We start from the raw sequence: 13659 nt of genomic DNA, 5'->3' as shown, positions 1-13659 counted from the left end.
GAAAAGTGTATGAGTTTGCAGAAAAAAATCAGCCAAGAGTTGCATGTGCAGCCCTCAATTGACCCAAAGCAGGAGATCGAAAAACGGGTTGGATTTCTAAAGGCTTACTTGAAAAAGACCGGTGCAAAAGGATTCGTTCTCGGTATTAGCGGCGGACAGGATTCAACGCTTGCCGGCCGTCTCGCTCAGCTCGCTGTAAGTGAGCTTCGTCAAGAAGGAAAAGAGGATGCTGTCTTTATTGCAGTCCGTCTTCCGCATGGCACGCAGCAAGATGAAGACGATGCGCAGCTGGCTCTATCATTTATTCAGCCGGACAAGTCTTGGAAATATGATATCGCGCCTGCCGTGACGGCATTCAGTGAACAATACCAAAAGGAAACAGGCGGTGCGCTGTCTGATTTTAATAAAGGGAACGTCAAAGCACGCATGAGAATGATCGCACAGTATGCCGTCGGTGGACAGGAAGGCTTACTTGTCATTGGAACGGATCATGCAGCTGAAGCTGTGACGGGCTTTTTCACGAAGTATGGGGATGGCGGTGCAGATGTCCTTCCGCTCACAGGTTTAACGAAACGCCAAGGACGGTTGTTGCTTGAGACCCTTCAGGCGCCGGAGCGATTATACTTAAAGAAACCGACAGCCGATCTGCTGGATGATAAGCCTCAGCAAACGGATGAAACAGAACTTGGTATTACGTACAATGAAATTGATGATTACTTAGAAGGAAAACAAGTTTCAGATCAAGCAGCAGAAGCGATTGAAAAACGCTATGTTCAATCAGAACATAAACGTCAAGTACCCGCTTCTATGTTTGATGACTGGTGGAAATAAAATAAGTGACCTCTCCAGAAGATGGAGGGGTCTTTTTATGTCAAATTTTCAGCTGAATTTGACAGAATGAATCGAAAATGGTTCATTAATTAGTAGAACGATATACATAAGTCTGTTTGACTAAATAAAGGATGAATTGAAGAATAAGTGGTGAAATAATTAGTTCGATTCACTTAATTTCTCATCAAAAGACAGTATTTTCAGAAAAAATGATTGACGATAAAAACGAATGCGCTTACAATGAAAACACATTCCAAAAAGTGAAATTGAATTCCACTAGACGGAATAAAAGGAGTCGTTCATCTCCAAATAAGTGGCTAAAGGAATGATTCACACAATGAAAAATCGAAGTGCACTGGAAATATACAAAGAAGGAGGCGCTTGGTGGGAGACTGAGATTAGTCATATTCGAAAAAATTCAATTGAACTTCGGGGCTATCCAATTGAAGAGCTTATTGGTCAATTATCGTATCCACAAATGCTTTATCTACTGCTTGTTGGTGAATTACTAGATGATTCGAAGGCAGCTCTTTTTGAAAGTGTTCTTGTCGCAGGTGCGGATCATGGGCCAAGAGCACCGTCTATTGCAGCGGCAAGAATGGCGGTTACGTGCGGCATTTCGTTTAATTCTTCTGTTGCAACAGGGGTGAATCTATTAGGTGATATTCATGGCGGAGCCGGAGAAAAGGCGATGCGTATGTTATACGAAGCCAAAGCAGCCTACGATGAACACAAGGATATCAAGTCTGCTGCAAAGCAAGTATGTCAGACATGGTTAGCTCGCAAGGAAAAAATTCCGGGAATCGGTCATCAGCTGCATGATGATGATCCTAGAGTGAGACGGCTGTATGAGCTGAGTCAAACATATGTGCAGCAAGGTGATATCAGCGGAACGTACTTACGGTTAGCTGAGGCGATTAGACATGAACTAGAACAATTAAAAGGGAAAAAAATCACGATGAACATAGATGGTGTATCTGCTGCGATCCAATGTGAATTAAACATTCCAGCTGAAGCGGCAAAAGGCATCTTTTCCTTATCCAGAGGAATGGGCATCGTGGCGCATGCATATGAAGAGCTGACAAAAGGTGCCCTAGTGAAAGGTCCTTGTCCGAATGAAGAAAGACTTGTTCGTTATGCGGGGGTCGGGACGCGTCACTTGAAGGAGGGTGAGAAAATTTGAGTGAATTGAAAGCGTTGTCATATATAAATGGCGAATGGCTGGATGCAAACCATGGCAAAGAAGATATCATCAATCCATACTCTGGGGAAAGCATCGGTACATCCTATCTTGCATCCTCAGAAGATATTGAACAAGCGCTTTCTATTGCGCAGCAAGCTAAAAAACAAATAGCGGCAATATCAGCATTAGAACGCTCAACGCTTCTAACAAAGGCAGCCGCCTTATTGGAAGAACAAAAAGAGCATTTTGCAAAACTCATTTCTTTAGAATTAGGCAAACCGCTTAAAAATACAAGAGATGAAGTCTCACGATCAATTGAAACGCTGGCGCAGTCAGCCGAAGAAGCCAATCGACTAATCGGTGAGACCATTCCTGGCAATGTATCTTCCCGTGGACAGAGAGCAATGGCGATGACATTTAAAGTGCCGGTTGGGGTTGTGCTGGCAATTACGCCTTTTAATGCGCCTCTCAACTTAATTTGTCACAAAATCGGTCCAGCTTTTGCGGCAGGGAATGCCATTATTTTAAAACCAGCACCGCAAACATCAGCTGTTGCCACAGCGTTTGTTAAGCTCCTGCTTGAAGCAGGGTTTCCAGAAAAGAGCCTGCAGCTTGTGATTGGAGGAGTAGACGCCGGCAGACAGTTAGTCACTGATGAAAGAACCAATCTTGTTTCTTTTACTGGCGGTGCGGTGGGCGGAGAACATATTTCAAACTCTGCTGGATTAAAAAAGGTACTGCTGGAACTCGGAGGAAATGGAGCGACGATTGTTCATCATGATGCAGATATCGAGCAAGCCGCATCTCTTTGTGCCAAAACGGGCTTTAGCAACTCTGGTCAAAGCTGTATTTCTGTTCAAAGAATTTATGTCCACAAGCAAATTTTGTCGACATTTACTGAGACACTTAAACAAAAAGTAGAACAGCTCGTCGTTGGAGATCCGCTGTCTAGTGAAAGTGATATCGGCTGTATGGTTGATGTACAAGCAGCAAAACGTGTGGAGGCATGGATACAAGAGGCAGAGAAAATGGGTGCCGAGCTTCTATCTGGAGGACAACGAAATGGCGCAAGCATCACACCGGCTATTTTGCTAAACCCTCCAAAACAAGCCAAGGTTGTCTGTGAAGAAGTGTTCGGTCCAGTTGTCAGTGTCCTTCCATACGAGGAACTGGATGAGGCAATCAAAGAAGCAAACGATAGTCGATATGGTTTGCAGGCAGGTGTCTTTACGAATCAGCTGGATGTTGCGTTACACGCAGCAAAAGAGCTTGAAACTGGTGGCGTAGTCATCAATGGGACATCGAATTTCAGACTAGATCACTGGCCATATGGCGGGATTAAACGAAGCGGTATTGGAAGGGAAGGCCCGCGTTTCGCCATCGAAGAGATGACCGAAACCAAAATGGTTGTGCTGCCAAATGGGCTATAAAGGGGGCAGATGGATGTGAATGTCTTTCAGCAAAAGGTGAAAAGTGCGCAGACAGGCGGTCAGCCGATGATTTGTACGCCGCTCATTGGACAAACAAAGGAAGAATTGTTTCTTGAAGTTGAGGTGTTAGCTGAGAAGAAGCCTGATGTGATAGAGTGGCGAGCGGATTTTTTCAATCACCTCAATGACAAGGAACAAGTCATCACCACCCTGAAAGGGATGATCGAAAAGGCAGATAGCATCCCATTTCTATTCACCATTCGTTCTGAAAAAGAGGGCGGCGAACGCATCTCACTCTCAGAGGATGAAAAGGTTTCCCTGCTTGTCGAGCTTTGTGCCACTCAGCTTGTGGCTGCCGTTGATTTTGAATTAATGCATGATGTCTCGCATATCCAGCAAGTCAGTCAGGCGGCTAAGAGAAACGGGGTCATCTTGATTGTGTCGTACCACGATTTCCAGCGTACCCCGGAGGCGGATCGGCTCGTGGAACTATTCACCAATGCAGAATCGGTCGGTGCCGACATTGCAAAGATCGCCGTCATGCCGCATTCCTATGAGGATGCACTGACACTGCTCTCTGCGACAGGCAAGGCGAAAAAGCATCTGTCCATCCCCGTTATTTCGATGGCGATGGGGGAATATGGCGCCTTCACAAGAATGGTAGGTGGACTCTTTGGGTCTGTCATGACCTTTGCTGTAGGGAAAGAAAGCTCGGCACCTGGACAAGTTGCGATACAGGATTTGAATACCGTTCTATCGATTGTGTTTTCAAAGAATCAGTGAGTAGCAGATTCATAGCTGCACCGTGAGAGGAGAGAAACATGAAGAAGAATATATCTACACAGGTCATTCAGTATTTAGAAAATCGAGGAGTTGAGCATATCTTCGGTCTGTGCGGTCATACGAATATTGCTTTTTTATCAGCGTTAGAAAAAAGCCGTATTCAATTTGTGAATGTCAGACATGAACAGATAGCGGCGCATGCAGCAGACGGTTATGCACGAGCGAAAAAACAGACGGCTGTTGTGCTCAGTCACTTAGGTCCTGGACTCACCAATGCGGCAACAGGTGTAGCGAATGCCGCACTCGATTCCATTCCAATGGTTGTCATTGCAGGAGATGTTCCAAGTCATTACTACGGAAAGCACCCACACCAAGAAATCAATCTTCATTCCGATGCTTCTCAATACGAAATTTATCGCCCGTTTGTGAAAAGAGCATGGCGAGTCGACATTCCAGAATTATTTCCTGAAATTTTATCAAAAGCGTTTCAGTTAGCTGAAAGCGGCCGCCCTGGGCCAGTCCTGATTTCAGTTCCGATGGATGTGTTCTCAAAAGACTTAGATGTGTCGTTATTTGAACAAATCGCTCATCATACACACACCGTTGAAAAACCATCTATTGATGATCAAACAGCGAATCGGATAATAGATCGATTGCTGCAGGCAGACAAACCGCTTTTATATGTAGGGGGAGGCATTTTACTAGCCGATGCAGCAGAAGAGTTAAAGGCATTTTCTGATCATTTGAGTATCCCTGTTGCCCATTCTTTGATGGGGAAAGGGGCGATGCCAGATGATCATCCAATGACCCTTGGCATGACAGGGTTTTGGGGGACGAAATTTATCAATGATCAGTGTAAAGCAGCGGATTATATATTGGCATTAGGCACCCGTTTTGCTGAAGCAGATGCGAGTTCGTGGGAATCGGAGTATACGTTCAATTTCCAATCAACCAAGCTCATCCATATTGACATTGATCCGAATGAAATTGGCCGAAATTATCCTGTGGAAATTGGAGCAGTAGCAGATCTCAAGCAGGCGCTGACTGTACTTAATCGTGTGGCGAAAGAAAGGCTGCCAGAAGGTCTGGATCGCCCTCAATTGAAAAAGGACATTGCGGCATATCGTGAGGAATTTCAGAAGAGCAATTTGACGAATATTCAAGACGAGTCTTTCCCAATGAAACCACAGCGTATTTTGCAGGAAGTGCGGGAAGTATTGCCACCTGATGCCTTCATTACAACCGATGTTGGCTGGAATAAAAATGGGGTCGGACAGCAATTTCCTGTATACACGCCAGGCACTATTTTAACCCCAGGTGGTTTTGCGACGATGGGATTTGGCGCTCCTGCTGCACTTGGAGCAAAGATTGCCCAACCTGACCGTGTCGTTGTATCACTTGTTGGGGACGGCGGTTTCGGTCAAAATCCATCTGTTCTCGCAACAGCCATGGAAGAAAACATTCCTGTCGTGTGGATTGTGATGAACAACAGTGCGTTTGGGACGATCGCCGGCTTGCAAATGGCACACTATGAAACGACTTACGGCACTGTTTTTAGAAAAGATGGAGAAAGCTATTCGCCTGATTTTGCAGCCATTGCAAGAGGTTATGGGATGAAGGGGATCAAAATTACGGCGGCTTCTGAATTCAAAGAAGCTTTGGCTGAAGCAATCGCTTCTCAGGAGCCATGTGTCATTGATGTAGCGATGAAAAATGATCCAGTGCCTACTGATGGACATTGGAACATTAATGATATTTATTCACCAAATACAAAACGTTCACATGTCAGTGTGAACTAAACATGACTAGGGAGGAATCAACAATGAAAATTAAAGTATTAAATCCATTTCAAGACGGTCATCCATTATGGTTAGGTTTAGATCATCCAGAAGAGAAAATGATTCGGAAGGTGTTTCAAACGATCACACCAGATACCGTAGGGTCAGAGCATATGATGGCAGGTCTCACTATTTTTGAGCCGGGCGAAGCAAGCTCAGTACACAATCACCCGGGTTCAGAGGAATTTGATTATGTGATTAAAGGGTCTGGCGAAGTCATTTGCGATGGAGAAAGACAATCATTTAAACAAAATGACTTTATGTTTATTCCAGATGGTGTCTCACATCAGCATGTGAACACAGGTGACGAACCTTTATGGCTGATTTGGCTCTATACACCGCAAGGGCAGCTTCCGAAGGACTAAAAAAACCTTGCACGAGAGAAAGAAGAAAAGGGGCTAAAATAGAAAGCATTTTAGCCCTTTATCAATTGAATGAAAGGGAGTCAAGCAATGAATAAGAATACACCGCTTGAAGGAATCAAAATATTAGATGTTTCTACGATGATTGCTGCACCATACGGCGCGGTGCTTCTAGGGGATTTTGGTGCAGAGGTCATTAAAGTCGAGATTCCTGGAAAAGGGGATACACTGCGGCATGTTGGTCCTTTTGCAGATGGTGAACCTTTGAGATGGTCAGGACTTTCAAGGAATAAGAAATCTCTTACACTCGATTTGCACAAAGAAGAAGCAAAAGACATTTTTAAAAAGCTGGCAGCGCAGGTTGATGTGATCATTGAAAATTTTCGTCCGGGAACACTTGAAAAATGGGACGTTGGGTACGATGTATTAAAAGAAATCAACCCTCGTTTAATTATGATTCGTGTTTCGGGTTATGGGCAAACCGGTCCATTTAAGGACAAGGCGGGATTTGGTACACCTGCGACGGCGTTTAGCGGCTTTACATATATTCAAGGGTTTCCAGATCGGCATCCAGTCAGCCCTTCCTTTTCCCTTACGGATTATATCGCAGGAATCTATGTGGCGTTTGCCACTGTGACAGCGATGTATTACCGTGACACTCATTCAGAAGGAACTGGGCAAATGGTGGATTTGGCTCTCTATGAATCTGTGTTCCGCATGTTAGAGTTTTTGGTTGCTGAATATGACAAGCTAGGGAAGGTGCGTGAGCGTTCACCAGGGTTAAGCGGTCATTCAAGCCCTGCCGGCACCTATGAGACAAAGGATGGGCATTATTTGGTTCTTGTGACAAGTACAGATTCGACCTTTAATCGATTGGCAGAGGCGATGAATCGCTTAGATTTACTAGAGAACGAGAAATTCTCTGTGAATGCAGCCAGGCTGAAGCATAACGATGAAATGGATGCGATCGTCTCGCAGTGGATTGCGTCCAAAACAAGAGATGACGTCCTAGACATTCTAGATACACATGGTGTGCCTGTGAGTCCGATTCTAAGCATTCGGGATATCTTTGAGCATCCGCAATTTAAAGCACGAGAAAATATTGTCGAGGTGCATCACCCGCGACTTGGAAAAGTGAAGGTGCCTGGAATCATTCCGAAGTTTGAAAAAACCCCCGGTAGTATCCGCCATATTGCGCCTGATTTAGGTGAACATAATTATGACATTTTAACGAAAATGCTTGGCTTCACAGAAGAAGAGTGTAAACAGTTAGAAGAAAAAGGGGTCATTTAAGACACTCAACCGATCCGCACGCTGCGGAAACAAAGGAGGATGGTTATGAAAGTGCATTCAGAACTGAAGGGGAACGACTTGCGGCCTGCTTATGCGAAACCAACAAAAGCTCGTTTCGGCATCTTGATTCTGTTGTTTTTTATTACCGCTATTAACTATATTGATCGAGCCAGTGTATCCATTGTTGCACCTGCGATTCAGTCTTCATTGCAATTAAACCCTGCCTTATTAGGCCTCATCTTTTCAGCATTTAGCTGGACGTATACAGCCATGCAGATCCCTGGCGGCTTTATTCTTGATAAGTTTGGATCAAAGGTAACGTATGGAATATCACTTGTGACTTGGTCTATTTTCACCGGTTTACAGGCGTTTGCGAACAGCTTTGCCTTCTTATTTGGCTGCCGCTTGTTTATCGGAATTACAGAATCTCCCGCATTTCCTGCGAATAACCGCATTGTGACCACATGGTTTCCAAGGCGGGAACGCGCATTTGCAACAGGGGTTTATACCGCTGGAGAGTATGTGGGGCTTGCATTTGCGACACCTCTTCTTTTTTGGATCATGACAACTTTCGATTGGAGAACCGTCTTTATCACTGCTGGTGCGCTCGGTATTATATTTGCTTTCTTTTGGTACAAGTATTATCACGAACCGAAAGAGCATCCAAAGATCAATGAAGATGAGTTAGAATTGATCCGTCAAGGCGAAGGGCTGACAGTGGCATCACAGGAGAAACTGAAATGGGCAGACTTTGCCGCACTTTTAAAATATCGTAAATTGATTGGACTCTATATTGGTCAATTTTCTGTTGCGTCTACCCTCTTTTTCTTTTTAACATGGTTTCCGACCTATTTAGCAGAGGCGAAAAATATGGCCTTTCTCAAAGTGGGTTTTGCGGCATCCCTGCCATACATCGCTGCATTCTTTGGGGTGCTATTTGGAGGCTATGTGTCTGACTGGTTGCTTAAAAAGGGTGTATCGGTCAATGTAGCGAGAAAGCTGCCGGTTGTGGTCGGCTTGCTTCTGACAAGTACCATTGTTTTAGCGAATTTTACAACGAATATTCCGCTTGTGCTGACCATTTTATCCATCGCTTCCTTTGCGCAAGGACTGTCTAATATCTCCTGGACCATGCTGTCTGAGGTGGCACCACGAGAAATGGTCGGTCTGGCTGGCGGCGTATTCAACTTTTTTGCTAACTTATCCGGCATCATCACCCCGCTGATTATCGGATTCATTGTATCGGCGACAGGCTCTTACAACGGCGGTATTTTATTCGTCAGCCTAGTGGCATTAGGCGGAGCGTTGTCGTATATCTTTATTGTAGGTAAGATTGAACGGATTCAATTAAAATAATAGAGAGAACTCATTGGGTTCTCTTTCAGCGTGTAGACAAACCCTCGCATTCGGTGTCAGTCCTGCGCGCTGGTGCTCACGAATGTCAAATTCGCTCCGCGCCGGTACTCGTCCTTCCTAGACTGTAAAGGTTTTCTATCACACTGAAAAAAAGACAAAGGGCTAAAATCAAGTTCATTTTAGCCCTTTGTCAACAATCTTAAAAGAGAACTCATTGGGTTCTCTTTTTCTATGAATAAAAGATGACGGTGATGATCGTTGCACATGCGATACCCATGCTGACATAAAAACCAGCAAACCAGATATTCCATCGAGTGATTCGGTAAGGGTTGACCTTCATCAAATCGGCTAATAGGGAGACAGATACATTATATGGGCTAAACATGACCGTTGAGGTTCCGGCGATAATGAGCATGATGGCGATGGGAAGGGCAGGCAATTCATGAATGACAGGTGCCATCAAGCTCACTAATAGAGCAAGCGAAACGAGCGGGTGAAAACCGCAAAGAGCGGTGATGAGAAAATACAGCCCGATGACCCCATAAACCCAAATGGCATGATCTGATATACTGACGATAAATGCTTGAATCGGCTGCAAGCTGTTTGTGACAAGCAGCATATCGACAAAGAAGCCCGCGCTTAAAAATAGACACATATAATTGGAGAGCTGGCGGGTCCGTTCTTTCCAATGGGGAATAGAGACGGCTACATATTGTTTTCGTTTTTTGATGATAGACGAGAATAATAGAGCGAAAGGAATAATCGTCAGCACAACAGCGAACAGATAACCTTTCCCAATCCAAGCGTCAACAAGCGAAACGACTGTCATAAAACTGAGCAGCATGAAAGCAAGCTGAATGGTTTTTCTCTTGATGCGATGAGGGTTGGAGTGAGCTTCTGCCGGCTGGATGATATGCGGCAATCGTTTGCTTTGACGAGAAAACAGCAACCAATCCGTCAACAGCACAAGCACCATTAAACAAAACGTAACGGGTGCAATCTGATAATATTTCAATTTGGTTGCATCAATGGTGACACTCACCAGTACTTCGACAGGACTCCAGCTAAGACATAGCGCATATGACCTTAAAAGATTGCGCGTATAAAGGTGCTGTTTGACTTGTTCCTGAAGGGCGTTCAGCGATGGTTTCAAGGATGTATATAATAAGGGAATCGTTGCGATATTTAAAAACATGCCAAGAACATGAGTGACAAATGAACTCTTGCGATAAAGCTGATTTGTACTCGTTGTATGTAAAGTAAGCAGTTTATTTAATTGAGTATCGAAATGTCCAACATGTATGAGAGAATGAATAAATGGCAACATGAAAAATAAAGAAAGCAAGCCTAGCATGGAATGAAAATGAAGAAAAAGCGTATGCAAAGGCTGTTCTGACCAGAAAAATAACACCAATCCAATCAAGAGAAACATAGCACCCGTTTTCAAATAAAGCCCACTTGCCTTCTTAAAGGAAATGGTGAGCGAAGCAGTCGCCAGCAGACCAACCAAATAGGAGAGAATGGGAGCAGGGAATAGTTGATGAACGATGTATAAGCTAATAAGAAGTGTGAAAAGTAGCAGGTAGATCATGATATCTCCTCCATCAAAACATCTATCGGTTTTATTCCGTACAGTGGAATTTGTTTTCTTTTAATGGAACATTTAAAATGGATTATAGCAAAATTGGTCAATCATGTCGATAAGAAATCAAAGGGGAAAAGGAGAAAGTGAACATGGCTGATAAAAAGTCAAAAGAAGAATCAGGATTGCGTACCGTTCAGCGCGCTTTGGATATTCTTTCTTGCTTTAGCGAAGAACGTCAAGAGCTGACGCTAACGGACATATCAAAAGAGATGAACTTAGCAATGTCTACCACAACGAGACTGCTTAAGGCACTTGAAATGAATCATTTTGTAGAAAAGAACCAAGAGACAATGAAGTACCGGCTCGGTCAAAGACTTTATCTTCTCGGTTATATTGCTGGGAAGTCCATCAAATTGAGGGAACTGGCAAAACCGCTCATGTACACACTTCGTGATGAAACGAAGGAAACCGTCAACCTGTATGTGCTCGATCACAAAAGCAGGGTATGTATTGAACAAGCCGAAGGGCTGCAATCGATTCGGCATCTTGTGAAAATAGGTGAGAAGCTGCCGTTATACGCTGGTGCTGGTGGAAAGGTGCTGCTTGCTTTCCAAAGCGAAGAGTTTCAACAGCAAGTTTTTGCATCTGAGGCTGATCACATGACGATGGAGCAATGGCAAAAAGAATGTCGTCATATTCTTGAAACGCATACCGCTTGCAGTATTGATGAACGGGAAGTCGGATCGGCGGCAGTGGCGGCACCGATCTTTAACATTCATGGGGAGGTGCAGGCATGTTTATCCATATCTGGACCGACCCAACGATTTACTGAAGATGTCATCCCTCAATTGCAGCAAAAAGTGAAAGAGCATGCCGAGAAGCTCTCCGAACAGCTCGGTTACGTCGTCAAACACAATTTTTAAGAATGCCTATCTTTTCTCAGTCCATTTATCATATAATAGAAACATTATGTAGCATTCCTTGTCGTAAGGAGGACGTGTCACGAACATGAAAAACAATAGAGAGATTCCTGTGAGACAGCGAAATATTGTCCTCATTGGCTTTATGGGCGTTGGGAAAACAACCATTGGGCAGCTCGTTGCCAAAAAGTTATATAGAGATTTTATTGATGTTGATCAGGAGATTGAGAAAAAGTACAACATGACGATTCCAGAAATGTTTCAGCAAAAAGGAGAAGCGTTCTTCAGACAGGCTGAAAAGGACTATATCGTCGATTTATGTGAACATACTCAGCTAAAGATCGTGTCTCTTGGAGGCGGTGCGTTTAAACAGGAAGAAATCAAACGATCTTGCTTAAAGCATTGTACGGTTCTTTTCCTTGACCTATCTTGGGAGAATTGGAAACAGCGGCTGGATATTTTAATTGAAAACCGTCCTGTTCTTCATAACCGCACGCTTGACGAGATGAAAGAGCTGTTTGAAGAGCGCCGGGAAATTTATTCCCTTCATAACTCAAGAGTGGAAACAGATCATCTAGAAGCTGAAGAAGTCGCCAATTATATTGTCGACACACTCAAGCTTGGCTGGGATCTATATTCGAAATAAAAAAGTCTATCCTAAGGGGTAGACTTTTTCTATTAGATCAGGAGTAGTCAAAGAAATGACAGTCTAAGTTGGATGATGGATGAAAAAAAGAAGAAAAGATGTTTTTTCCTTCGTCACTATATCAAAATGTATGCATCCTTTGTGTGGTGTGTCTAGCCGTTTGAAAAAAGTGGTGATCAGACTACAACTAGGTCAAGATGATGAGGTTTTTTGATTGATATGGGAAACGAAATATATCTCTCATTTTCTTTTTTTGAAAAAATAAAATAGTATCTAAATTCTAATAATCGTTTTTTGAATTATTATAATTTTTAAAAATCTGGTTGACACCTTCGGTTAGATCATTCTATGATTATTAACGTAAACGCTTACCGTAAACGTTTACTATAACGGATGGGGAGGAATTTGTTGATGAAAAATAAAGAAAAATGGAGCGGTGTATTCCCGGCAGTCTTAATTCCTTTTAAAGATGACTATTCAATTGATGAACCTGCTTTTCGTAAGCTTGTTCGCTGGGTGGCGGAGCACGAAGGGATTAATGGGATCGTTGTCAATGGACATACTGGCGAGATTATGACTTTGCTGCCACATGAACGAGCTGAAGCTGTGCGTATTGCAGCCGACGAATTAAAGGGAGAAATTCCTGTCATTTCTGGGGTTTCTGCTGAAGGGACAATTGAAGCGATCCAGCATGCAAAAGCAGTGGAGGAAGCTGGTGGAGAAGGTATTCTTCTTATGCCGCCACATTCATGGCTGAGATTCGGTATGCAGCCTGAGTCACCTGTCCAATTCTTTAAAGATGTTGCAGAAGCAATTGACATTTCAATCATCGTCCATCAGTATCCAACATGGACAAAAACCTCTTATACAACCAGTCAATTATTAGAAATGTCGGAGATTCCAAACGTTGTCTCATTTAAAATCGGTCAAAGAGACATGGCGCAATATGAAGTCGATGTGCGCGCACTGAAAAAGCATGCACCAGATGTATCGTTGCTCACATGTCACGATGAATATTTATTGCCAACATTAGTTCAAGGAATTGATGGGGCGCTTGTAGGTTTCGGCTGTTTTGTACCAGATTTGATTGCTGAGCTTGTGAAATGTGTGGAAGAACAAGACCTTGTAGCGGCTAATAAAGTGTACGATAGAATCTTTGAATTAAAGCATGCTGTGTATAAAATGGATGAACCTTCCTCTACCTCTCATCTGCGAATGAAGGAAGCGATGTTCCAGCGAGGTTTGATCAGCAGTTCGCTTGCGAGGAAGCCAGTATTACCTTTAACTCAAAAGGAAAAAGAAGAGATTCGTCAGGGCCTTCAAAGTGTTGGTTTACTTAAGGAAAACGTTAGTAAATAACAGACCATTGATTTCATGATGAAGGTGAGTCAGGTTATAATAGAGTATAAAACAACAGACTCCCGGAGGTATG

At 43.5% G+C, this 13659-nt stretch carries 12 protein-coding genes; 11 read left to right on the top strand and 1 reads right to left on the bottom strand.

Translation table 11 applies throughout. From position 1 onward, the window contains the following. The first annotated feature begins 9 nt into the window (after positions 1 to 9). From nadE to ACSBQP_RS14850, 8 genes are all read left to right on the top strand, one after another. Positions 10 to 831, top strand: a complete 822-nt coding sequence (nadE, locus tag ACSBQP_RS14885; RefSeq protein ID WP_144626375.1) for an ammonia-dependent NAD(+) synthetase — start codon at positions 10 to 12, stop codon at positions 829 to 831. 325 nt (positions 832 to 1156) lie between these two features. Next, positions 1157 to 2014 (top strand): citryl-CoA lyase, encoded by an 858-nt coding sequence (locus ACSBQP_RS14880; protein ID WP_435028553.1) that lies wholly within the window; start codon positions 1157 to 1159, stop codon positions 2012 to 2014. Continuing rightward, positions 2011 to 3444, top strand: a complete 1434-nt coding sequence (locus ACSBQP_RS14875) for an aldehyde dehydrogenase family protein (RefSeq protein ID WP_079920449.1) — start codon at positions 2011 to 2013, stop codon at positions 3442 to 3444. Before ACSBQP_RS14880 ends, ACSBQP_RS14875 begins: the two co-directional genes overlap by 4 nt. A 9-nt stretch (positions 3445 to 3453) precedes the next feature. Then, positions 3454 to 4227: a type I 3-dehydroquinate dehydratase gene (gene aroD, locus ACSBQP_RS14870; RefSeq protein WP_079920446.1), complete on the top strand. Its 774-nt coding sequence runs from the start codon at positions 3454 to 3456 to the stop codon at positions 4225 to 4227. A gap of 38 nt (positions 4228 to 4265) precedes the next feature. Next, positions 4266 to 6026, top strand: a complete 1761-nt coding sequence (locus ACSBQP_RS14865; protein ID WP_017366574.1) for a thiamine pyrophosphate-binding protein — start codon at positions 4266 to 4268, stop codon at positions 6024 to 6026. A 23-nt stretch (positions 6027 to 6049) separates the two neighbouring features. Next, a complete protein-coding gene (locus tag ACSBQP_RS14860) occupies positions 6050 to 6430 on the top strand; it encodes a cupin domain-containing protein (protein WP_008342095.1) in 381 nt (126 codons plus the stop codon). A gap of 87 nt (positions 6431 to 6517) precedes the next feature. Next, entirely contained in the window at positions 6518 to 7720 is a 1203-nt protein-coding gene (locus ACSBQP_RS14855; RefSeq protein ID WP_052320678.1) for a CaiB/BaiF CoA transferase family protein, read from the top strand. Positions 7721 to 7765: 45 nt separating this feature from the next. Further along, on the top strand, positions 7766 to 9076 hold the full coding sequence (locus tag ACSBQP_RS14850; protein WP_025206713.1) for an MFS transporter: 1311 nt from the start codon (positions 7766 to 7768) through the stop codon (positions 9074 to 9076). A 229-nt stretch (positions 9077 to 9305) separates the two neighbouring features. On the opposite strand, the gene ACSBQP_RS14845 is transcribed toward ACSBQP_RS14850, so the two are convergent. Further along, positions 9306 to 10667, bottom strand: coding sequence for a hypothetical protein (locus ACSBQP_RS14845; RefSeq protein WP_435028552.1), 1362 nt, complete (start codon positions 10665 to 10667; stop codon positions 9306 to 9308). Positions 10668 to 10810: 143 nt separating this feature from the next. Here ACSBQP_RS14845 and ACSBQP_RS14840 point away from each other — a divergent pair, with 143 nt between their 5' ends. From ACSBQP_RS14840 to ACSBQP_RS14830, 3 genes are all read left to right on the top strand, one after another. Next, complete coding sequence (locus ACSBQP_RS14840; protein ID WP_079920407.1) at positions 10811 to 11584, top strand: IclR family transcriptional regulator; 774 nt, start codon at positions 10811 to 10813, stop codon at positions 11582 to 11584. 85 nt (positions 11585 to 11669) lie between these two features. Then, entirely contained in the window at positions 11670 to 12227 is a 558-nt protein-coding gene (locus tag ACSBQP_RS14835; protein ID WP_007498270.1) for a shikimate kinase, read from the top strand. A 411-nt stretch (positions 12228 to 12638) separates the two neighbouring features. Beyond that, on the top strand, positions 12639 to 13586 hold the full coding sequence (locus ACSBQP_RS14830) for a dihydrodipicolinate synthase family protein (protein ID WP_039166333.1): 948 nt from the start codon (positions 12639 to 12641) through the stop codon (positions 13584 to 13586). The last annotated feature ends 73 nt before the right edge of the window (positions 13587 to 13659 follow it).

It is taken from the genome of Bacillus sp. G402 (assembly GCF_051172515.1).
Taxonomy (GTDB): Bacteria; Bacillota; Bacilli; order Bacillales; family Bacillaceae; genus Bacillus; species Bacillus altitudinis.
The sequence above is the reverse complement of the archived record's forward strand: the minus strand, read 5'-3'. Positions and strand labels throughout refer to the sequence as shown.